The sequence below is a fragment of the Pectobacterium colocasium genome, assembly GCF_020181655.1.
Classification (GTDB): domain Bacteria; phylum Pseudomonadota; class Gammaproteobacteria; order Enterobacterales; family Enterobacteriaceae; genus Pectobacterium; species Pectobacterium colocasium.
Map to the genome: position 1 here is coordinate 3,012,239 of NZ_CP084032.1, position 22,299 is coordinate 3,034,537.

A 22,299-nucleotide genomic window follows, 5' to 3' on the forward strand; every position below is an offset into this window, starting at 1 on the left:
GTGGCTGCCCGAATATGCGTTCCGGGCAGAAAAGGCAAAATGATAAGGAAGGATTAGGCGCGAGTGAGCTGCTGCTCGATATAGTCGTAGGCAATGCTCAACGCTTCTTCGCGGTTGAAGGCGTCATGACTTAGCGCACCGCGCAGCCACAGCCCATCGATCAGACCCGCTAACCCTTTTGCCGCAATACGCGCGTTATCCTTCGGTAAACAGCGGCTAAATTCGACACACAGGTTGGAGTAAAGCCGACGATCGTTCACTTGCTGTAACCGATGGAGCATCGGGGAATGCAGGCTACTGGCCCAGAACGCCAGCCAGGTTTTCATCGCCGCGCTATTCGTCTGGCTATCATCAAAATTTCCCTGAACAATCGCCCGCAAGCGTGCACGAGGCGTGTTTTCTGTCAGGCTCAACAGCCTTGATTTCACCGCCAGCCCCAGATGACTAATCAGGTAGCGCATCGTCGCTTCCAGTAAGCCATTTTTATCGCGGAAGTAATGGCTGATGATGCCATTCGACACTCCCGCACGTCGGGCAATCTGTACGATCGAGGCGTCGTGCATCCCCACATCGTTGATCGCGGCCAGCGTCGCTTCGATGAGTTGCTGCCGTCTGATGGGCTGCATTCCGACTTTAGGCACTGCATTTCCCCTTCATTTTTGCGTGATGAATCACGGTAAAAGACGATGATTCATGATCCGATTTATCCCATTAAACTTTTTTTTGATTGAACGTTCAATAAAAAATGAATATCTTTTATTGCTGAAAGGTTAAAAATCTGTATCAATTATCACGAAAAGTAGTTTGAGTTCAGACGATAACTCCAACTTAAAAAGAATAATTTCTTTTTTGTTCTGATGACCTTCTTCAACGGAAAGCGTACTCAGCGGATGTCCTGCGCCCCATTCTTGGTATGCGCTAAGCACGCTTCGTGGAGAGAGGAATCAGAGTATCTGTTCACGTAACGCAAGGGATAACCATGCCAACATCAGAAACGACCACTCAACAGGATCGCCTGAATCCTGTCGTGTTCTACACATCAGCGGGACTCATCCTGACCTTCTCGCTGATGACCATGTTGTTTAACAAAGAGGCGAACGATTGGATTACCCACGCGCTTAACTGGGTTTCTGCGACCTTTGGTTGGTACTATCTGCTCGCCGCCACGCTCTACATCGTTTTCGTCATCTTCATCGCCTCATCTCGCTTTGGTTCGATCAAGCTCGGGCCAGAGCAGTCGAAACCTGAATTTAGCCTGATGAGCTGGGCCGCAATGCTGTTTGCGGCGGGGATCGGCATCGATTTAATGTTCTTTTCCGTCGCGGAACCCATTACGCAATATATGATGCCGCCGGAAGGACAAGGTCAGACGATGGAAGCGGCACGGCAGGCGATGGTCTGGACGCTGTTTCACTACGGATTAACCGGTTGGTCAATGTACGCGTTGATGGGTATTGCGCTTGGCTACTTCAGCTACCGGTATAATTTGCCGCTGACGATTCGCTCCGCCCTATACCCTATCTTTGGTAAACGCATTAATGGCCCGATTGGCCACAGCGTTGATATCGCGGCCGTACTCGGGACCATCTTCGGTATCGCCACCACGCTGGGCATCGGCGTCGTTCAGTTGAACTATGGGCTGAAAGTCCTGTTCCAGATCCCAGAGAATCTCACCGTTCAGGCCTCGCTCATCCTGCTTTCCGTGATCATGGCGACCGTTTCCGTGACGTCCGGGGTCAATCGCGGCATTCGCTTCCTCTCCGAGCTTAATGTCCTGCTTGCATTGGGTTTAATTCTCTTTCTGCTCTTCTGGGGCGATACCGAGTTTCTGCTGAATGCGCTGGTGCTGAACGTCGGGGATTACATCAACCGTTTTACGGGCATGACGCTCAATAGCTTTGCGTTCGATCGCCCAACCGAGTGGATGAATAGCTGGACGCTGTTCTTCTGGGCATGGTGGGTGGCGTGGGCACCGTTTGTCGGGCTATTTCTGGCACGTATCTCACGCGGCAGAACGATTCGACAGTTCGTTGTCGGCACGCTGATCATTCCGTTTGTCTTTACCCTGCTGTGGCTCTCCATTTTCGGCAACAGCGCGCTTTATCAGGTCATCCACGGTAATCTGGACTTTGCCAATGAAGTTATGCAGCACCCAGAGCGCGGCTTCTATAGCCTGCTGGCTCAGTATCCTGGTTTCAGCCTGAGCGCCTCTGTCGCGACCATTACCGGCCTGCTGTTTTATGTCACCTCTGCTGACTCTGGTTCATTGGTACTGGGTAACTTTACTTCTCGCCTTGGCGACATCAACAATGACGCGCCAAACTGGCTGCGGATTTTCTGGTCAGTCGCGATTGGCCTGCTGACGCTAGGTATGCTGATGACAAACGGCGTGTCAGCATTACAGAACACCACCGTCATCATGGGATTACCGTTTAGCTTTGTGATGTTCTTTATTATGGCCGGGTTATATAAATCACTACGCGTGGAGGACTACCGTAAAGCCAGTTCCTTACAAACCTCGGCACCAATGCCCATTTCAGGCGACGATCGTTTGAATTGGAAACAACGTATCTCACGCGTCATGAATTTCCCTGGTACAACGCATACACAGAAAATGCTGGATAACGTCTGTAAAGCGGCGATGGAGGATGTTGCACGTGAACTGCGCCTGCGCGGTGCCAGCGTTGAAGTCAGCGAATTGCCACCTGTCGAAGATGAGCGTCTGAACCATCTCGAACTGCTGGTGGATTTGGGTGATGAACAGAATTTCCTTTATCAAATCTGGCCACAGCGCTATAGCGTCCCTGCCTTTACCTACCGCGCTCGCTCGGGGAAATCAGATTATTACCGCCTTGAGACTTTCCTGTTGGAAGGAAGTCAAGGGAATGACCTGATGGACTACAGTAAAGAACAGGTGATTAACGACATTCTGGATCAGTACGAGCGCCACCTGAATTTTCTTCATCTTAATCGAGAAGCACCCGGTAATACGCTAACCTTCCCGGATGCCTAACCCTCCCCTATGGCGCTGAAATACAGCGCCATTTTTCAATAGGTTATACCTTTACTATCGCTTTTCCGTTCATCGTGTTTTTCCTGAATCTATGGGCTGTGCCGCATTCTTTGCTTCCACGATTTGCGCTTTATTTTTGAAACGGTATACTGCACACATCAAATTGAAATACAGTTTTAAAAAATGTATTTGTCCGTCACAAAAAAGGAACGAACATGAAAATTGCACTGATTAACGAGAACAGCCAGGCTGCCAAAAACGCCATCATCGCCGAGTCTCTGACCAAAGCGGTTGCACCATTGGGCCACACTGTACACAACTACGGTCAATACGCCGTTGAAGATACCGCACAGCTGACCTACATCCAGAACGGTATTCTGGCTGCAATCCTGCTGAACTCTGGCGCTGCTGATTTCGTTGTGACCGGTTGTGGTACGGGCCAAGGCGCGATGCTGGCGTGTAACTCCTTCCCTGGCGTAATCTGCGGTCTGGTTGTTGACCCATCTGATGCTTACCTGTTCTCTCAGATCAACAACGGTAACGCTGTATCTGTTCCTTACGCTAAAGGCTTTGGCTGGGGCGCTGAACTGAACCTGGAAAACCTGTTTACCCAGTTGTTCAAAGAAGAAGGCGGCAGAGGCTATCCGAGCGATCGCGTTGCTCCTCAACAACGTAACAAGAAAATCCTGGATGCCGTAAAAGAAGTCACCTACAACGACCTGATCACCATTCTGAAAGGCCTCGATCAGGATCTGGTTAAAGGCGCCGTTGCTGGTCCTAAATTCCAGGAATACTTCTTCGCTAACAGCAAAGACGAAGCACTGACCAGCTACATCAAAACGCTGCTGGCGTAATCGTCCACTCGCTGACAAACACACCACAGGCCATGGCGGTCTGTGGTTTTTTATGCCCATTACCCACCCATTTTGCCTACATCTTAACGACACTATTACGCGGACTATCCGTTACCGTTCAATGCTTAGCCAGCCGCACCGTTCGCGCTAAATACTGCTTGACCGGAGCTAAGCGACTCCCTATAGTAGCGCCCCGTTGCCCCTTGTAGGTAACCCCCGGTGAGGTGTCCGAGAGGCTGAAGGAGCACGCCTGGAAAGTGTGTATACGTGAAAACGTATCAAGGGTTCGAATCCCTTCCTCACCGCCATATAAAAGAAAACGCCCCTGACTCACGTCAGGGGCGTTTTCTTTTATGATACTAGAACGGATGAGAAGCCTTGACAGGATTGGCGTTTTGGGCCGCCAACGGTGGCCCAATCTCTATGGCATACTCATACCCGCAATGATTTAAAGTAACTCACAACACTTTCGACATTAAACGCTTCTACAACAGTTAAACACCCATCTTGCTGAAGAAGAAAACACAAATCCAACACAAGCATTACGGGCAACAGCGAGTAAATAAAGCTAAGGCAGCTTATAAACGGTGAGGCATCGTAGGCTAAATATATTAAGCTGAGAAATAGCGAATAAGTGTTGTGCTAAAAAGGTGTCGTGATGAATATCATTTTTTATTTGGACGGGACAATCATTGACTCATTACCTGGTATACGTTCGAGCCTAGTTTACGCCATGCGCCAGCAAGGACATGTTATAGATGAGTTTATTGACATATCAATGTTAATTGGTCCACCGATGAACACTGTTGTTAGCTCACTACTCACGCCTTATAACGATGATAAAGTAATAGAGACGGTTAATATATATCGAGAACATTATGCCATGCATGGTGTCTATCAAGCCACACTCTATGACGGAATAAAAATAGCTCTTGGCGAATTAAAAGATAAAAATCATCGGTTATTTATCGCCACATCAAAACGACAACGATTTGCGGAAATAATATTAACCAATTTAAAACTCCGCTCATTATTCACTGATGTTATTGGAACACAAGAAGATGGAAGTCTGGATGATAAGAGTCTTCTTTTGTCAGCATTGATTCACAAGCATAATCTGAATATAAAAAATACCATCATGATTGGGGATAGAAAGGATGACATTATCAGCGCGCATAAAAATGGTGTATTTTACATCGGAGTGCTATGGGGATATGGCTCATCAGAGGAACTGTCTCTACATAACGCAGGCATAAAATGTCGTTCCCCGTTACAGTTAAATGATGTGATTGAAAAATCACCCCTTTGATAATTAGCTTGATAATCACTTCCGAAAAACATGAACATCATCACACTCTGTATATTTTCACTCACCCTCACGGAACACTTTGAATGCCAAGCTGACTGCGTACACGCCCCCTCTAAACGTATTAGAAATAGAAAAATAAAAACCACGTCATGAAAAAATTTACCGCCTTCATCAAGATTAAGGTTGGCTTAATGTTATCTGGTTAAAAATAACAACACAGCCTTTCCATGCTATATCATAAATATTTACCGATGGAGGATATTGCTATGAAAATCGTAAAAAAACTGGCTTTAGCTATGAGCATTTTTGCGCTGGCATTGGTCTGTGTCGGTGGATTTGGTCTGAACGCACTCAGTTTATCAAAAGATCGTTTTGAATATGTGATGACGAATACATTGCCTAGCATAGACAAACTTAATACCGCTAACCGGGCTATCAATGATGTACGGGCGTATCTGTTACAATTCCTGCTGATTTCAGACCCACAGCAGAAACAAGAAAAGAAGCAAGAGATAGTCAGTACATTAGATGAAACGGAAAGAAACATTAATGACTATCTGAAAAATGATATTTCAGATGATCACGATCTCAGTATGTCGAAGCAGAATATCGAAGCCTTCAACAATTATAAAAATACAGTTATGGCTGCTATTGACGAAAACGCAGCCACAACCAGTGCCTCTTCAGAAAAATTAAAAATCGCTCAAATAGAGAAAACATTGTTTCAAGGATTTAATGAGCAATATCAATATAATTTTACTTTAGCACGAAATCTTGAGGCGGATAATACAAATAACTTCCACCTAACAACACTCATGCTAACCGGACTCATCATTGGTGCATTGGTGCTAGCTGGTACTTTATCGCTGATGATCTTGCGCTATGTGCGGACAAGTCTAAATAATCTGCGGCAGAAGCTGACAACGATTAGTGAAACATTAGATTTAACCCAACAAGCCGATGCTCAGCGTAATGATGAGATAGGCCAGACAGCACTCGCTTTTAACTCGTTAATTACACGCTTCGCGGATGTTCTAAGCCATGTACATGCTTCAAGCGAAAGTGTCGCCATTGCCTCAAGCGAAATAGCAACAGCGAATATTGATCTCTCAGCCAGAACAGAAGAACAAGCATCATCACTTGCCCAAACAGCAGCCAGCATGCATGAATTATCATCAACGGTAGAAAGTAACGTTGAAAACATGATGCAAGCAAATCTGCTTGGCAGAAAAGCCAATGATGTTGTCGAACATGGTAACGATGCTGTTTCACGCATGATTCAAGCCATGGAGGAAATCGCGAATGGTTCATCAAAAGTAGCCGAAATTACTAACCTTATCGAAGGTATTGCTTTCCAGACCAATATTCTGGCGCTCAATGCCGCCGTTGAAGCAGCCCGAGCAGGTGAACATGGTCGTGGATTTGCCGTTGTCGCTAGTGAAGTCAGAACACTTTCACAACGTTCATCTTCTGCGGCGAAAGAGATCAAAACGCTGATAGATAATGCGCAAGCTGCCGTTAAAAATGGCTCATCTCAGGCCGGAGAAGTCAGAGACTCCATTATTAATGTCAAAGATGTCATTAAGAATGTATCTGATTTGATCAATGAAGTTTCGCTGGCATCAGAGGAACAAAGTCGTGGTATCGCACAAATTAATATTGCCGTAAATCAGATGGAAGGAGTAACCCAGCAGAACGCAGCCATGGTTGAGCAGGCTTCTTCCGCTGCGGACTCCTTAAGTGAGCAAGCGGCAAAACTGCGCAATGCTGTCGATGAATTCAAATTGAATAGCGCAAGCAAAGGCAATAGTATCTCCGCCCGCCCTTTGCAGTTAGTAACCATCTATGAATAACTGCGGCACTATTATGTTTCGATGATGATGCTTCAGTAATGAATAAGGCCCTGAGTGCAACATACTCAGGGCCTTATTATAGAAGATGAGCTTTAGCTATAGGCATGGAGCGTACGCTGGCACAAGGCCGAACGTACGCAATCCTCTTTACCGAAAGAGACCACGCCAATCATATCATCCTCAACAAAGCGCTCCAGTGCGTCGCGCAGGCCAGATTTCACCCCGGCAGGCAAGTCACACTGCGTCACATCACCATTGACGATAACCGTGACATTCTCGCCTAAACGCGTCAGGAACATTTTCATTTGGTTCACCGTCACGTTTTGCGCCTCATCCAGAATCACAACCGCATTTTCAAATGTCCGCCCGCGCATATACGCAAAAGGCGCAATTTCGACTTTGGCGATTTCCGGCCGCAGACAATACTGCATGAAAGAAGCCCCCAGCCGACGCAAAAGTATGTCGTAAACCGGACGGAAATAAGGCGCAAACTTCTCCGCAATATCTCCGGGTAAAAAGCCAAGATCCTCGTCGGCCTGTAATACCGGCCGCGTAACAATAATACGCTCAACCTCTTTATGGATTAGTGCCTCCGCCGCTTTCGCAGCGCTCAGATACGTTTTACCGCAGCCAGCTTCACCTGTGGCAAAAATCAACTGTTTGTTTTCTATCGCAGACAAGTAATGTTCCTGGGCAGCCGTACGAGCTTGAATAGCAGAATTATCGCGATTCTCACGCGCCATTCCGATTGCTTCAATCCCGCCCATCTGTACCAGAGAAGTGACCGATTCTTCCTCACGCTGACGATGGCTACGCGACTCACGACGAATAACGCGTTTTGCTTCACGACGAGCCTTGATCACTGCTTTTTGTCTTCCCATAGTGGCACCTTACAGTTTGTTTCACTTACCGCACTGGTCTACAGCGCGTGACGTTTAACTCACTACTGAGGTTAGGCTTCCTTATTAAGCCAATAGCGGACAGAAAATACACATGATTCATCCACGAACCGAGTGGAAAATGGACAATACATTGATGGATAGAAAGAGAAAATACACGGAAAGTTTGGGTAACCAGAGAATGGCACAGCGTTGAAAATAAGTGGGAGGAACATCCCTCGCATCGGCGAGTCAGCAGCGTAGAATCTTGACATCGACTACAAAGTCCAAAAAAGGACATTACCATTCGCGTTCCTCACTGTGACAACGACTATTCCACTGAATAATGATTGATCGCATCGTAGAACTACTGCTAACCATTGCCTAAAAATTAGTGCCGAATGATTTCAGTAGTATGACAGTGCAATAATTTGCCCCTAGAATGCAAGCATTTTTTACACTGTCATAACATTTACGTATAGTCAGTATCCCATGGTTTGGCAATGTCAGCCTAAAAATGACGCATTATGTGCGTCAGAAATGCCGCTGCCAGTCCAGATATTGATCGTATTTTCGTAAGGCACTGCGGTAAATATTTTGCTCAATATCGGGAAGGTAATCACACACGCGCTGCTGTACCCCATCGCGGTGCCGGGAAAAGGTTTCTGTGGGATAGTTATTGGCAGCCAGCAGTTCGTCCAACCGCCGCAGGCGAATGACATACTCGCGCATCGTGCTATGGCGGACTTCAGTCTGCTCGATCAGATACTGTGTGAAAGCTTTAATATCGAAATAGCTAGCAGTCGTATTGCATAATATTTCGCTACAAAAGCGGCAGAGTGGGATTAATTCCTGTTGCAGACCGGACCATATTTCGTCATCAATAAGCCTGTCGATGTTGCCAATCGATTTTTTATTAATGAGCTGATTGCGAAATACCAGTGAAACGCGGTCGAGTTCTTTATCACACTGGGAACAGTTGGTCTGTCTGTGTTTGAAGTCTTTCAGATAACGGCTTAGCAGCTGTTTCTTCCGAATTGATGGGTGCATGAATCCATTCCATGACGATATATAACTTCAATGTGAAGCAATAGCACCTTCATTACGCCAGAAATGTTGGAGTGCTAAAAACAGGTAGCATTAATCATTTAAATACAGACGAAAAACACTCATCAATATTCAAACGTTGCCATGATCCTGCGCTTCAGAGACTGAAGATATATTTGATAACAGTATTCCTACGCAGCGCAATTAAACATCGTTCATTAATTTCACGCGCAGGCGCTTTATCGCCTGGCTATGCAACTGACTGACTCTCGACTCCCCGACTTCGAGAACGGCACCGATCTCTTTCAGGTTCAACTCTTCCTGATAGTAGAGCGTCAATACCAATTTCTCACGCTCTGGCAGGCTTTCAATCGCGTCCATTACACGATGGCGCAAATTACCTTCCATCAGTTGATGCAATGGGTTCGCATCTTCATTGCCTTCCAGTAGAGCCTCTGCGCTGTCACCATGTTCTTCGCGCCATTCATCGTAAGAAAAAAGCTGGCTGTTGTTCGTATCCAGCAATATCTGACGATAATCCTCAAGCGTGATATTCAGGGCCTGCGCAACCTCCTGCTCCGTTGGAGTACGACCGAGCTGTTGTTCAGCCTGCTGCATTGCTTGTGCCACTTCCCGTGCATTACGCCGTACACTGCGTGGAGCCCAATCACGACTGCGTAATTCATCTAGCATCGAACCGCGGATTCGTTGAACGGCATAGGTAGTAAACGCAGTACCTTGCAACGAATCATAGCGCTCGACGGCACTGAGCAAACCGATACCACCAGCCTGTAGCAGATCGTCAAGCTCAACGCTCGCGGGGAGACGAACCTGTAAACGCAAGGCTTCATGGCGCACTAGTGGAACATAGCGCTTCCAGAGGGAATTCTTATCCATTGTGCCTTCGGCGGTATACAAATCGCTCACAGTGACAAATACCTACGATGATAATGTTATCGACACTATTATGCTTTTAGGTAGGGTAGCCAATCGTCTGAATAGCGTCAAAAAAGAAGGGTTATTCCTGCTATGTATGGCAGAATTTGGTAAAGAGTCTGCGGTGAGAAACACAAATGGTAGACACATAGGGTGTAATACGACACCAAATTTGTGATGTATCTCTACTTCTGAAGGGAGCAAATTTAGCGCAGACACAAATAGGTAAACCGCACTTCTCCCTCAGAGAGTCAACTGTAATGTGAAACGTTTAGTACCGGTAGATATAAGCACTAATGATGCCAAAGGCATTATAGTCAATAATATAAAAGTCTACGCGCATTCACTCGGCCCCTTTATCTATCGTCGATGGCGGGCAAGTATAAAATTGTTATCACAGATAAATTAATATAGTATTGAGAGATATCAAGCCTTTGAAAATGTGGTGTATAAATGATATCAGTCTGCATGATCGTGAAAAATGAAGCTTTGCACTTAGGTAACTCGCTGAAAGAAATTGCAAAGTATTTTGACGACATTGTTGTCGTTGACACAGGTTCGACCGATAACTCAAAAAATATCGCCAGAAGTTTTACTGACAAAGTTTATGACTTTGAATGGATATCAGATTTCTCTGCTGCGAGAAATTACTCACTGCAATTTGCCAAGTATGATTGGATTTTAGTTGTTGATGCCGATGAAGTGATTAATAAATTTGATGTAGCATTGCTTTCAGAGCTTATTAACACACATCCGACACAGGTAGGCGCTGTAGAAATTGCCAGCGTAACTAATGATGAAAGTTCGGAAGAAGCAGATTTAATTCAAGAACGTATAAGTCGCATTTTCAATAAAAATTATTATGAATTTTTCGGTATTATTCATGAACAAATTTATAAGAAAAATACGGGAAAAGCACCAGATGGACGTTTTGACGCCCCTCTATCCTTTATTCATAATGGTTACACAAAAGAAGTTATAGAAAACAAAAACAAGATCGCTCGAAATATTACATTACTCCAACACGCCATCAATAAAACAAGTGATGACGCTTACCTACATTATCAATTAGGAAAAAGTTACTATCTGGGGAAAGATTATGAGCGAGCAGCACAAAGTTTTGAAACATCACTACATCTACAAAAAGGTATGCATCAGGATTACAATGAAGTCCTGATTGAATGCTACGGTTATTGTTTAATTAACACCGCACAGTATGAAAAAGCATTAGAAATTTTACAATATGAAGATCTCTGCTCCTCAACCGACTTCATGTTTTTAAAAGCATTAATACTCATGAATAACGCTGATTTTCAGAATGCTATCAATGCATTTCAGCTCTGCACGAAGATGGGGCCAGGTCGAAAACAAGGTGTTGGAACGTATAAAGCCAATTACAACATAGCAGTTATATTGGAGTGTTTTGGTATGAAGTCTGAAGCTCTTGATTATTACCAACGATGCGGGAAGTATAAGCTAGCGCTTGAAGGGATAATCCGAATCACTCAATAAAACCGTTTTATAATAACTGGCGAGACCTCACTTTTAATCTTCAGAAGATCACGGAGACTCTGATGGCTATTATTATATCTCATAGACTGCCTGCTTCTAGGTACTGTACACAGAAACATGCAGACGGTCGAAAACTTCCGCAACGAAATAACATCGTTCAGTGATTTTACGGACGGTTATTTATTAAATTCAGGTGTAAATTGTGATTCGCTAATACGTTATTCATTACTCAAATTATAGGGTAAGCTCAGATTGCCCGCCCTGACGGGAGCAGTCTATCTACTATTCGGGAGTGTCTAGATTATCTCTAGCGATTCAGACAACATATTTAGCTCACGTCAACAGGTAATAAATACATATCACTAGGCTGTGTCCCGTAACTATTTTTTGTACAATACGAAGCATAGTTTAACCACAAAAAGTCCTTCAATTTGGCTCGTTACGATTTCTCTGATGATGCATGGTTTCTGATTGCACCGATGCTGCCACCTGAGAGAGGTTCTGCTAAAGGGGGGCGGCCTTATCTTGCGCACAGGCATGTCATGAATGGAATATTTTGGGTTCTTTGTTCTGGAGCGCCGTGGAGGGATTTACCCGAATGCTATGGTCACTGGAAAACGATTTATAACCGCTTTAACCGGTGGTCAAAAACCGGAATAATGAACAGCCTTTTCAATAAGCTACGTCAAATTCTGGATGAAAAATCACTGATTGACTGGGATGTCATCGCGCTTGATGGCAGCAATATTCGAGCCCTGAAAGCCGCTGCAGGAGCTAAAAAAAACATCCCGATGAACTCGACGATCATGGGCTGGGTCGCTCTCGCGGCGGCTTTGGCACCAAGATCCATCTGGCGACAGATGGCACCGGATTGCCATTAAGTTTCTGTCTGAGCGGTGGGCAAGCCCACGAAAGCCAGTATGCAAAAGACCTGCTCAACCGAGTTGGTGTTATTCGTAAAAGTGGGTGCCTGAAATCGCGTCCAAAAGCTGTACTGGCGGATAAGGGATACTCAGGGAAAAGTCTTCGTATTTATTTGAAGGTTAAGGGAATAAAGTCAGTCATCCCTTTTAAACGGAATGAGAAAGCCAGTCAGGATAGACGCAGAAAACTCAATAGCCGGTTGTACAAAAAACGCAATGTTGTGGAGCGCTGCTTTGCGGGATTAAAGGAAAATCGTCGCATCGCTACACGCTCAGAAAAAACAGCAAGAAATTATCTGAGTATGCTTAAACTGGGGGCGATCCGGTTATTTTTGAAGCGACTGTTAAGTTAAGGGACACAGCCTAGCGCATAGTGTAACATCAACTCATCCCTGAGAAAAAATTCAAATCTAATTATAAATATTTATACCTTAGCTTTCACATTTTTAAATAAAACCATCAATTATTTTATTTTATTTATCTCAATCCTTCCGCTTTCAAATTTAATATCAAAATATTTTTTATGTTTCATGTTTTGTGCAATGTAATCTTCATCTCCAATTTTAAAAACATCGTATCCTAATTTTTTAACTTCATCAAACAATGCTTTTCTCTTATCTGCAAACCAATCAAGCTCCCAACACTCAAAGAAAAATGGAGGATAATTATATCGTTCTAAAAAGTCATGTGCACCGTTCAAAACATCAAGCTCAAATCCTTCAACATCGATTTTTACTACTGATACATTATGATCCCCTGTTATTGAATTTAAGTTCAAAGTTCCGACCGAAAATGTATCATTGTTTCTTTTATATTCAACCCCTCTTTTTTTTCTGCTTTCTTCATCAATAGAAAAAGCACCAATGTTCCAATTTGAAAAATAATCTATTTCCGGCATTTCAATACTACCTATTTCGGAAGAAATAGCATTATTAAACACATAGACATTATCCAAACTGTTTAAAAAAACATTTCCACATAATTGATAATATATTATTCTCTGAGGTTCAAAACTATAAACCGCACCATTGTTTTTTGAAATAGACTTAGCAATAGGAATAGTATATGCACCCAAATTTGCACCAATATCAAAAACCACAGGAGAAACTTCTTCTCTTACAAACAATTCAGACAATTTTAATACTACTTCATCCCAAACTCCGCGATGATAAAGAGAAGTAGATATCACATCACTTGTTGAAAAAAGCAAATATTTATCATTATCAGTTGATATTAAATTAACTCTTGGTAACATCTGAATCTCCATCAAAAAAAATCATCTGTAATAAAAAATCTCAGAAAAACCGTTCAAAAACTATCGTTTAAAAAAAGAATAATTAGTAGCATATTTGCTTTTTATCACTTTCAATAAATCAATTACTTTACTTGGTTCTTTTTCCATAAATTCTATAGGAAAGCATCCATGTTTTTCTTTAAAAAACTCTACCGCAGCAGATCTTAAATCATTATAACCATCTTTTCGACATATTGTTGATTGAGACTCACTCCATTCCTCATCACCAATATATTCCCAAGAGTTAGGAATGTCTGGAAAATAGCCAAATTGTGGGTGCAACCCAGCCTTAAAAGCAGAAACAGTATGGTCAACATGTTCCATTGCGTTATAATAACCCTCATCCATTAAACCAATCTTATCCAAACATCTTTTGGTATAATACGAAAATGCACCAACACAGAATCCATATAAAGGCAACTCCAGCCCTTCATATGCAACTTTCAGGTTTACAATAGGCTTTCCGTTTGTATCTTTATTATTATTACCATGTTGGCTAAAATTCAAATGCTGTATACCTGTTTTCTTTGAAACCGATATATAGGTTTCAAACACATTTTTGTCTTTTATAAAAACATCATCTTCGATCAAAAAGAAGTGTTCGACTTTTTTAGATTGAAGATACTTCAATGCTATATTTTTGCTTTTCCCGACACCTAAATTAACATGATTATGAATCACATTGCAGGAAATTGAATCAAACTGGTTATGTTTTTCTCCATCATTGACAATAACCAATTCATCTATAAAATCAAGAGGAAGAGAGTTATATAGTTTCGACAGCCCTTCTGGCCGATTATACGTCACTATACCAACACCGACCTTTTTATTTCCAATCATAATTCACCTCAAAAAAATATATTTATTGCGGCAACCAGGCTTGTAACCAATCAGTTAAGCCATCACCTTCTAACATCCAATCCTGATAAACAGCATCACGTAGTTGATCGCCCATTTTCTCTGTAGCATCCCTATCAGCCAAATGCATACGTATTGCATCCACCCAATTTTTAAAACGGTTATCAACACGAGTTACAGGTAAACCACAGCGATAAGGCTCAATATCAGTACAAATTACAGGAATGCCACAAGCACCTAATTCCATCAAACGCAAGTTGCTTTTGCATTCATTAAATTGATTATATTCCAACGGGACCAATGCCAAATCAAGATTCAAACTCGCTGTCTTTTGTGGGTAGTAATCAATAGGAACACCCGAATGAAACTCACATTTCACGCCTTCGGGCTTCATCCCCATAAAGACCCATTCAACCTCATTTTCCAATTCTTTTACGACTGAGCGGAGAATCGCCAAATCGCCCTTATGGCTACTTCCCCCAGCCCAACCAACACGGGGCTTTTTACCTTGTCGACGTAAACTGACAAGCCCCTTCCACCACGATGCAGGTAAGCGGTTATAAGCAACACGAATATCAGTGTGATATTTAGAATAAGCCTCAGCTAGAGCTGGCGTCGACACCACCACCCAATCTACGGCGTCTAACGCTTTGCGGAAGTTTTTAATCAATTTTTGAGTGAAATGCTTTCTGTTACCACTATTAATTGGCACATTCAGAATATAGTCATCAAATTCAGCAACAACGGCAGCCTGAGTATATCGACGATATTGAGCTGCAACATTCGGCAATGCCACACCAGCTGCGCCTTGAATAATGACAACATCAGGTGCGATATCAACAACATCTACCGTCTTTATCAGACCATGTTTTAAGCCACCTTCAATATGCATTTCTCTTTCTAATTCCTGAAAAGGAAGTATTACTCTATAGTGACCACAACCATGCCAATCAGAGTGCACCCCCATGACGACAGGTAAAGGGCGGCCTGGGAGCGGCCGCTGGAAGCGCGACATTTCGGGTGTTAACGCAAAACCAGGGGAATATTTCCCATAAGCAGGATGATAACATGGGTCATTAGTGAGTTGTGGTAACCAACGTTCATAGAGTGCATCAATGTCTGTGATTTGTGGTTGAGAAGGTAAATTAAAGCGTTGCAATAGACGTGACGCCCCGCCCAAATGAATCAACTCAGCGTCTGGCGTCCAAACAACCAAATACCCTTGTTGTCGAGCTTTTAGCGCAAGATCGACATCGCCAAAATAAGTAGGGTACTGTTGCTCATCGAATCCCCCCAGTTCAAAGTAGACATCGCGGCGTATCATCATGCAAGCGGCACTCACTGCACTGACATTATGCGTCGTACATAAACGATTCATATAGCCTTTTGAGTCTGCAGGCGCCCCCTGAAAAGCAATCGCAGCACTGTCATTCATGCCCAAAACAATGCCACCGTGCTGAACTCGCCCATCCGCAAACGCTAATTTTGCGCCAACAATGCCTACCTCTGGGCGCAGAGCATGGTTTAGTAATGCAGCCAACCACGTTCCATTCGTGATTTCAGTGTCATTATTAAGAAAAAGTAACACATCTCCTTTCGCTTTTTCGGCTGCGAAATTATTTATGGCAGAAAAATTAAACGGGTGTGGCCATGATAAAATCTGAATTTGGGCCAAATTCATCTCGGCAAGTTTGCTGAGATACTGACAAGTGCCTGGGTCTGTTGACTGATTATCGACAACCAACAATTCATAATAGGGATATTGTGTATGCTCCATCAGCGTTTCAATACACCGGCTGATTACAGAAAGATGATCACGGGTAGGAATGATGATCGATATCAGCGGTTTATGCTCATGATGATATTGAATATGGCACATTCCCTCTTTCTCGTCGGAAGCGATGTGCGCATCAATATTGCAACGAGTGAGATGCCGCTGAACGACATAGGAATAATCATTGCTCACGTCGCCACTGCGTAGCCAGTCAAACAAGGTTTGCTCAGTGTAAACTAGCACTTCAGGAACATGCCCTAATGCCTGCGGGCCTTCTTGTTCAATCAATTGCCAAACAGCATCATACAGTTCAAGACCACCATCAAGAGGAATAAACTCCTCCAGTGAACGTAATGATGGCACATCGAAAGCCAAGCTGCGCCCAATATAAGGGTAGCTGCGTAACATATCGATATTGCACTCAGGCTTAAGCAGAGGATTATCAGCCTTACCCTCTTTAATAATCGCTTCATCAAAATAGAATGCCCGAGCGGAAGGGAAACGCAATCGATATTCTGCCAGTAATAACAGCGCATGTGGCAAAAGTCGCTCGCCAGCAGGCAAAATAAATAAAAATGAAGACGATGTTTGATTAATAAGTTCATTTAATGTGTTGCTGGTATCAGTATTAGCAGATAGCCAGACGGCACCATCAGGAATGGTGCCACGGTTATCAATGTCATCTGCCAATACATAGACATGACTTGCTGCATAATACTGCGACTGCACACTGGCTAATGACAGTGATGTTGACAACTCATCACTTCCTTGAGCCATAATGACCACACCAATATTACCAACTTCTGGGTAAGCCTGAATAAACGCCTGCAAAAAATGACGCCGAGTTGGACTAATGCATCGTTCGCTTAGCCATTGATCAACAGAATAAAAAGGTTTGGTTTTATCGCGTAAAGTTAAATTATGGAGCGTAAGCCGCTGTAACTCTTGGTCCGTTATGGTTTTAAGCGCAGGCTCAGGGAGCGTTTTCAATAGCTCATCCAGAGCCGTGGAAAAATCCCAACGCGTCTTATAATAAGCCATCCGTTGTTGCGTGTATTCCACTGCGCGTTGATGGCCTTTAACGATGTCGTCTGCAACTTCTCTAGCCGAAAGCGGTTTTCCTGTTGTTTCCTCACGGAACACATTACCTTCAGTTAACTCTGTATTAACATAGCCAATAAACTCATTACCACGATATAAATAAACAGGTATACCAGAGCACAACACACACTGGCCAATGCGACCACTCGTGAGGACGGCATCGTAATCTTGCAGGTGTTCACTTTGAAGCCATTGATCTCGACTAAGCAAATCACAGTTAACGTAATGAGGCAAAAGTTCATCTGCAAGTGAGCCCAAAAAAGGTGAATTTGCATCAGCGATCACAAGCAATTTTTTAAGACCGCGTTTTCCTCGTGCGGTCACCTGTGCCTCATTATGTTTAGACACAGGAGTAGGGAAAACCTGGATAATTGATGGTTCAATACCGCCATCACGTAAAAAATTGCACAGTCGCGGCAATGTAACGAGTGCTTTATCTGCCAAGCGGTTTTCTAATGTAACATCCGCAGGCATCACTTCCCGTCCCTGCAATGACAGATGATCAAAAATAATATTTGTCGGTATGCCGCCGTTTAACAAGCGTCTGAGCAGGCTGGTATTCAACGATGTGTACTGTAACCAAAGGAGATCATAGTTCTCGATAAATTCGTATTCTGCGCTATCAGTTACAAACAGTGTTTTATCCACATACCGCTGCTCAATGAGCATTTTTACTTCGTTATCATATTGATGACAATAAACATCAACACACCAGCCTCTATCGAGAAATTCATTGATGAGGTCTAACGCTGCTAATGTCTCATCCTGATAGTCAGTAAGTTGAAGAGTGCTGATAAAAACACGTGGCATGACAGAAAACCTTCTACAAAAGGGAAGGACGACGATGCTATTATATTACTGGAAAAGAAGGGTATTTACCTATCAATAAACCTGCGTATGATTGCTTTATTTCAGACATAAAAAACCCGGCGCGTTGCCGGGTTATGAAATACCTTATTTTGCTGACAATTAACGCAGCAGAGACAGTACAGTCTGAGGAACCTGATTCGCCTGAGACAGGACAGATGTACCTGCCTGTTGTAGAATATTTGCTTTACTCATATTCGACACTTCGGTTGCATAATCTGCATCCTGAATTCGACCACGAGCATTAGACAGATTGTTGATAGTGTTGTTCACGTTAGTGATTGTGGATTCAAAACGGTTCTGAATCGCACCCAGGTTACTACGCGCGGTATCTACCGCTTGTAATGCCAAATCAACAGCAGCAACGAGCGCTTGAGCTGTACCACCTGAACCACCTACACCGGTGGTAGCAGTGGCATCAAAACCACTAATACTAGATGCAACACCAGATAAGCCACCACCAGTACCAGTGGTTGCATTAATCAATGCACCAGAGTCAATAGTAATGACTTCATTCGCACCGGTGTTAGCACCAACCTGGATATCAACGTTATTGCCCGACGCATTCAGGAGGCTTTTACCGTTAAAAGAGGCTGACTGAGCCACACGGTCAATCTCATTTAAGCGCAGTTGCATTTCTTTTTTGATAGAATCACGGTCAGTTGTACCGTTAGTATCACTCGCAGCCTGAACCGCCAACTCACGGATACGTTGCAAGTTGTTGTTGATTTCGTTCAGATTACCTTCTGCAGTCTGCGTCAGAGAAATACCGTCGTTAGCGTTACGCGCTGCCTGAGTCAGGCCTTTAACCTGTGCAGTCATACGGTTAGCAATCGCCTGACCAGCAGCATCGTCTTTCGCGCTGTTGATACGCAAGCCAGAAGACAAACGCTCAATAGCAGTACCCAGAGAAGATTGTGATTTGTTCAGGTTGTTCTGGGTAACCAGAGACATCATGTTAGTGTTAATACCGGCCATAATAGATTTCCTTAATCGATGAGATGTAAGTTTCGGGTTAGACCCACGGGTTCATCCCCGTCGCTAACATTTATCGGAACACTTTTCAGAAGCTTTAATTTTTTTTCCAAATTTTTTCCGAGAATAAAACATCTCGGTCTTAACCTTCCATATGCTAGTAGCCAAGTCAGCATCGCATCTATGTTAATGCTAAACTTATTGACGACTCTGCCGATACTCATTAGGTAGATCAGTAACCCTGAACAATAAAAGGACTCGAACATGGCAAGTATTTCTTCTTTAGGAGTAGGCTCCGGTCTGGATTTGACGACGTTGCTAACTAATTTAAGAACCGCTGAAAATCAGCGTTTGACACCAATCACTACCCAGCAGAGCAGTTATAAAGCTCAGCTTACCGGCGTAAGTGCACTAAAAAGTGCTTTAGACAAACTCAATACGGCTAACAATGCCTTAGCCAAATCCGAGTCTTTTGGTATCGTTACGGGGTCTATTGACGCAATCACCAATACCAAAGTTTCAAGTACCAATAAAGCGTTCACTGCGACAACAGCGAGCAAAGCCGTTGCTGGAAGCTACAGCATAGAAGTAAAACAATTAGCGCAAGCACACTCGATTACTTCCTCGGTGCAAGCCAGTGCAACCACTGCATTAAGCGCAACGGATACTACGCTAAAGATTGCTCAAGCTGACGGAAAATCACTGACCATTGACATTAAGGGAGGAGAAACCTCACTCAATGATGTTCGCGATGCGATTAACAAAGCGAATGGTGGAGTGACCGCCAGCGTAGTGAAGGCGAAAGATAACGAATACTATTTAATGTTAACCGCTAAAAATAGCGGTGAAAAAGGTGAAATTACATTAACTGATAGTAGCAATGTTTTGGGTTCAACAACCGAGAAAGTCGCGGCACAAAACTCAGTAATTATTGCAAACGGTATCGAAATTGAACGCCAAAGTAATACGATCGATGATGCATTCGAAGGTGTCACGCTAACGTTACAAGCAAAAACAGAAGCAGACAAACCTGAAACCTTGACCATCGATCAAGATATTACTGGGATGAAAGACGCAGTTAAGGCATGGGTTGATGCTTATAATGCGTTACAAGACACTATTATTGCGCAAACAAAATATACCGCAGTTAAAGCGGGTGAGGATCAGTCCAGTAGTAACGGTGCGCTGATCGGCGACTCAACTATTCGTAGTATTCAAAACCAACTTAAAGCACAACTCACCACAATTCAAAGTGAAAGCGGTGAATTTCGTATTCTTGCTGATTTAGGCGTTACACAAAACTTTAAGACCGGTAAACTTGAAATAAATAATACTAAACTCGAAAAAGCACTAAAAGAAGAACCGGGCAAAGTTCAAACCTTTTTCGTCGGTGACAGTAAGGAAACCGGTTTTGCTACGCAAACCCGTAGCTATATGAAGGAACTTCTTGATACAACCGACGGAACGATTAAAAACAAGCAAGATAGCATTGATAAAACATTGAAATCACTGAGTACTCAGTACACGAACGTCAGTGACAGTATTGAACAAACGATTGCTCGTTATCAAAAACAATTCACCGCGTTAGATAAAGCAATGTCTAGCATGAACAGCACAGTCAGCCAGTTAACCAGCATGTTCAAGAATCTCTAAAGTTTGCCGATTAAGTAGATAGGTAACGAGATGTACAATATGAAAGGCAGCCAGGCCTACGCTCAGGTAGGCCTTGAGAGTAGTGTAATGAGCGCTAGCCCTCATCAGCTTATCGTTATGCTGTTTGATGGTGCGCGCAGTGCCATGGTGCGTGCACGCATCCTCATGGAGCAAGGCGACATACCCGGCAAAGGTATGGCCTTATCTAAAGCTATCGATATTATCACTAATGGACTGAAAGCTGGCTTAGATATGGAAAGGGGCGGAGAACTCGTTGAAAACCTGTCTGCTCTGTATGACTACATGTCTCAGCGTTTGCTGATTGCAAATTTACATAACGATGCAAAAGCGATAGAAGAAGTTGAAGCGTTGTTGGAAAATATCGCTGATGCCTGGCGGCAAATCGGTCCTAATTACAAACCAGAGCAGGAAGTACGTTAATGGCCTCCCCCCATCGGCTTCTAAAAGATTACCAACAACTTTTGTCTTTGAGTCAAAAAATTCTTCATTTGGCCATCACCGGTCAATGGGATACGTTGGTTGAACAAGAGATTGTTTATGTTCAGTCCGTTGAAGGCTTAGTGAACACGCCCATTCCTGACGAAATTGACAGTGTGATGCGTCTGCATCTGCGACAAATTTTGCAGGAAGTGATGGATAATGAAGCGAAAGTAAAACAACTTCTGCAGAAGCGGATGGACGAGTTAAGTTCGTTAATGGGGCAGTCACTGAAACAAAAGTCAATTAATACGACTTATAGCGAATTTTCGGGACAAAGACTGCTGCCTGGCGATGCCTTACCTGATGAAACACATTCATAGCACCACGTTATAGATATAACGTTCTCACAGCGCCTCTATTTTTGAGGCGCTTTTTTTGGCTGTTTTTAATCGACATGACCAAACACTATCGGCAGAACGACATCAGCGGGCGCTAAAAAAGCTGAAAATTAACGAGCGTGAAAACCAGGAAGAATCGGGTAAGAAATCAGTAGAAATAAAGATTGCGCGCAACCTCATCCGCATTAACAGCGAGATCGCGCACAATAACGTTGATAATTACAGCCTGATGCCATGAGGCGACATCAAACGGACATATTCATCACTTCCTGATACGCAGAGACCAGTTTATTGCGTACCTGAATGCCCATCTGCATTGAAATAGATGACTTCTGCAAATCCACCATCACGTCATTCAATGCTACACCCGGTACACCCAAGGTAAATTTCTCAGCCTGCGTACGAGCCGTTTGTTGCGTGTCGCTGATCTTATCGATCGCTGCCTTCAGCTCACTGGCGAAACCAGGTTCTACCGATGGTCTGTCTATTGGCGTACCCGCTGCCTGCAGGGCTTTGACCTGCATTTGCTGTAAAACGCCATCAATACCTTGAACCGACATAATACCTCACTAAACCATGCTGATTAGGCTTTTTCATAAACATTTATGACAGC

General features: G+C 43.6%; 19 protein-coding genes and 1 tRNA gene. 11 read left to right on the forward strand and 9 right to left on the reverse strand.

Annotated features, from left to right (window positions below):
- Positions 1-53: 53 nt before the first annotated feature.
- Positions 54-641, reverse strand: coding sequence for a transcriptional regulator BetI (gene betI / locus LCF41_RS13510; protein ID WP_225085057.1), 588 nt, complete (start codon positions 639-641; stop codon positions 54-56).
- A gap of 338 nt (positions 642-979) precedes the next feature.
- Between betI and LCF41_RS13515 the strand changes: the two genes are divergently transcribed.
- From LCF41_RS13515 to LCF41_RS13535, 5 genes are all read left to right on the forward strand, one after another.
- Positions 980-3,013 (forward strand): choline transporter, encoded by a 2,034-nt coding sequence (locus LCF41_RS13515; RefSeq protein ID WP_225085058.1) that lies wholly within the window; start codon positions 980-982, stop codon positions 3,011-3,013.
- Positions 3,014-3,228: 215 nt separating this feature from the next.
- Entirely contained in the window at positions 3,229-3,867 is a 639-nt protein-coding gene (locus LCF41_RS13520; protein WP_225085059.1) for an RpiB/LacA/LacB family sugar-phosphate isomerase, read from the forward strand.
- 218 nt (positions 3,868-4,085) lie between these two features.
- Positions 4,086-4,175 (forward strand) — tRNA-Ser (locus tag LCF41_RS13525).
- A gap of 350 nt (positions 4,176-4,525) precedes the next feature.
- The gene (locus LCF41_RS13530; RefSeq protein ID WP_225085060.1) at positions 4,526-5,176 is read left to right on the forward strand and encodes an HAD hydrolase-like protein; all 651 of its coding nucleotides are present in this window, start codon (positions 4,526-4,528) and stop codon (positions 5,174-5,176) included.
- 266 nt (positions 5,177-5,442) lie between these two features.
- Positions 5,443-7,029, forward strand: coding sequence for a methyl-accepting chemotaxis protein (locus LCF41_RS13535; RefSeq protein ID WP_225085061.1), 1,587 nt, complete (start codon positions 5,443-5,445; stop codon positions 7,027-7,029).
- A gap of 92 nt (positions 7,030-7,121) precedes the next feature.
- Here LCF41_RS13535 and phoH read toward each other — a convergent pair whose 3' ends face one another.
- From phoH to LCF41_RS13550, 3 genes are all read right to left on the reverse strand, one after another.
- The gene (gene phoH / locus LCF41_RS13540; RefSeq protein WP_225085062.1) at positions 7,122-7,910 is read right to left on the reverse strand and encodes a phosphate starvation-inducible protein PhoH; all 789 of its coding nucleotides are present in this window, start codon (positions 7,908-7,910) and stop codon (positions 7,122-7,124) included.
- Between the two features lie 531 nt (positions 7,911-8,441).
- Entirely contained in the window at positions 8,442-8,957 is a 516-nt protein-coding gene (gene fliZ / locus LCF41_RS13545) for a flagella biosynthesis regulatory protein FliZ (protein ID WP_225085063.1), read from the reverse strand.
- A gap of 201 nt (positions 8,958-9,158) precedes the next feature.
- Positions 9,159-9,881: an RNA polymerase sigma factor FliA gene (locus LCF41_RS13550; protein WP_015840766.1), complete on the reverse strand. Its 723-nt coding sequence runs from the start codon at positions 9,879-9,881 to the stop codon at positions 9,159-9,161.
- A 477-nt stretch (positions 9,882-10,358) separates the two neighbouring features.
- Here LCF41_RS13550 and LCF41_RS13555 point away from each other — a divergent pair, with 477 nt between their 5' ends.
- Both LCF41_RS13555 and LCF41_RS13560 read left to right on the forward strand, forming a co-directional pair.
- Positions 10,359-11,402 carry a glycosyltransferase gene (locus LCF41_RS13555; protein WP_225085064.1) on the forward strand — a complete coding sequence of 348 codons (1,044 nt, stop codon included), beginning with the start codon at positions 10,359-10,361 and terminating at the stop codon, positions 11,400-11,402.
- A gap of 431 nt (positions 11,403-11,833) precedes the next feature.
- A protein-coding gene (locus LCF41_RS13560) for an IS5 family transposase (RefSeq protein WP_225085065.1) occupies positions 11,834-12,678 on the forward strand; the annotation gives its coding sequence in 2 pieces (ribosomal slippage) (positions 11,834-12,179 and positions 12,179-12,678; 846 coding nt in all).
- 110 nt (positions 12,679-12,788) lie between these two features.
- Here the strand turns inward: LCF41_RS13560 and LCF41_RS13565 are convergent.
- The 4 genes from LCF41_RS13565 to LCF41_RS13580 all read right to left on the reverse strand — a co-directional run bounded on the left by LCF41_RS13565 (position 12,789) and on the right by LCF41_RS13580 (position 19,197).
- Complete coding sequence (locus LCF41_RS13565; RefSeq protein WP_225085066.1) at positions 12,789-13,580, reverse strand: FkbM family methyltransferase; 792 nt, start codon at positions 13,578-13,580, stop codon at positions 12,789-12,791.
- Between the two features lie 60 nt (positions 13,581-13,640).
- A complete protein-coding gene (locus LCF41_RS13570) occupies positions 13,641-14,459 on the reverse strand; it encodes a glycosyltransferase family 2 protein (RefSeq protein WP_225085067.1) in 819 nt (272 codons plus the stop codon).
- Between the two features lie 22 nt (positions 14,460-14,481).
- Complete coding sequence (locus LCF41_RS13575) at positions 14,482-18,162, reverse strand: glycosyltransferase (protein ID WP_225085068.1); 3,681 nt, start codon at positions 18,160-18,162, stop codon at positions 14,482-14,484.
- Positions 18,163-18,321: 159 nt separating this feature from the next.
- Positions 18,322-19,197, reverse strand: a complete 876-nt coding sequence (locus LCF41_RS13580; RefSeq protein ID WP_284144917.1) for a flagellin N-terminal helical domain-containing protein — start codon at positions 19,195-19,197, stop codon at positions 18,322-18,324.
- A gap of 261 nt (positions 19,198-19,458) precedes the next feature.
- Between LCF41_RS13580 and fliD the strand changes: the two genes are divergently transcribed.
- Genes fliD through LCF41_RS13600 form a run of 4 tightly spaced genes read left to right on the forward strand, consistent with a single transcriptional unit; the run spans position 19,459 to position 21,924 of the window.
- Positions 19,459-20,847: a flagellar filament capping protein FliD gene (gene fliD / locus LCF41_RS13585; protein WP_225085069.1), complete on the forward strand. Its 1,389-nt coding sequence runs from the start codon at positions 19,459-19,461 to the stop codon at positions 20,845-20,847.
- A gap of 30 nt (positions 20,848-20,877) precedes the next feature.
- Positions 20,878-21,288 carry a flagellar export chaperone FliS gene (gene fliS, locus LCF41_RS13590; RefSeq protein WP_225085070.1) on the forward strand — a complete coding sequence of 137 codons (411 nt, stop codon included), beginning with the start codon at positions 20,878-20,880 and terminating at the stop codon, positions 21,286-21,288.
- A complete protein-coding gene (gene fliT, locus LCF41_RS13595) occupies positions 21,288-21,668 on the forward strand; it encodes a flagella biosynthesis regulatory protein FliT (RefSeq protein WP_225085071.1) in 381 nt (126 codons plus the stop codon). Before fliS ends, fliT begins: the two co-directional genes overlap by 1 nt.
- Before the next feature lie 55 nt (positions 21,669-21,723).
- Entirely contained in the window at positions 21,724-21,924 is a 201-nt protein-coding gene (locus LCF41_RS13600) for a hypothetical protein (RefSeq protein WP_225085072.1), read from the forward strand.
- Between the two features lie 7 nt (positions 21,925-21,931).
- Here LCF41_RS13600 and fliE read toward each other — a convergent pair whose 3' ends face one another.
- On the reverse strand, positions 21,932-22,246 hold the full coding sequence (fliE, locus tag LCF41_RS13605) for a flagellar hook-basal body complex protein FliE (protein ID WP_225085073.1): 315 nt from the start codon (positions 22,244-22,246) through the stop codon (positions 21,932-21,934).
- Positions 22,247-22,299 lie beyond the last annotated feature (53 nt).

Bases quoted from the DNA above. Each gene is read 5' to 3' on its own strand.
- LCF41_RS13515 (WP_225085058.1), top strand. From the start codon at position 980: ATGCCAACATCAGAAACGACCACTCAACAGGATCGCCTGAATCCTGTC.
- LCF41_RS13520 (WP_225085059.1), top strand. From the start codon at position 3,229: ATGAAAATTGCACTGATTAACGAGAACAGCCAGGCTGCCAAAAACGCC.
- LCF41_RS13530 (WP_225085060.1), top strand. From the start codon at position 4,526: ATGAATATCATTTTTTATTTGGACGGGACAATCATTGACTCATTACCT.
- LCF41_RS13535 (WP_225085061.1), top strand. From the start codon at position 5,443: ATGAAAATCGTAAAAAAACTGGCTTTAGCTATGAGCATTTTTGCGCTG.
- phoH (WP_225085062.1), bottom strand. From the start codon at position 7,910: ATGGGAAGACAAAAAGCAGTGATCAAGGCTCGTCGTGAAGCAAAACGC.
- fliZ (WP_225085063.1), bottom strand. From the start codon at position 8,957: ATGCACCCATCAATTCGGAAGAAACAGCTGCTAAGCCGTTATCTGAAA.
- LCF41_RS13555 (WP_225085064.1), top strand. From the start codon at position 10,359: ATGATCGTGAAAAATGAAGCTTTGCACTTAGGTAACTCGCTGAAAGAA.
- LCF41_RS13565 (WP_225085066.1), bottom strand. From the start codon at position 13,580: ATGTTACCAAGAGTTAATTTAATATCAACTGATAATGATAAATATTTG.
- LCF41_RS13570 (WP_225085067.1), bottom strand. From the start codon at position 14,459: ATGATTGGAAATAAAAAGGTCGGTGTTGGTATAGTGACGTATAATCGG.
- LCF41_RS13575 (WP_225085068.1), bottom strand. From the start codon at position 18,162: ATGCCACGTGTTTTTATCAGCACTCTTCAACTTACTGACTATCAGGAT.
- LCF41_RS13580 (WP_284144917.1), bottom strand. From the start codon at position 19,197: ATGGCCGGTATTAACACTAACATGATGTCTCTGGTTACCCAGAACAAC.
- fliD (WP_225085069.1), top strand. From the start codon at position 19,459: ATGGCAAGTATTTCTTCTTTAGGAGTAGGCTCCGGTCTGGATTTGACG.
- fliS (WP_225085070.1), top strand. From the start codon at position 20,878: ATGTACAATATGAAAGGCAGCCAGGCCTACGCTCAGGTAGGCCTTGAG.
- fliT (WP_225085071.1), top strand. From the start codon at position 21,288: ATGGCCTCCCCCCATCGGCTTCTAAAAGATTACCAACAACTTTTGTCT.
- fliE (WP_225085073.1), bottom strand. From the start codon at position 22,246: ATGTCGGTTCAAGGTATTGATGGCGTTTTACAGCAAATGCAGGTCAAA.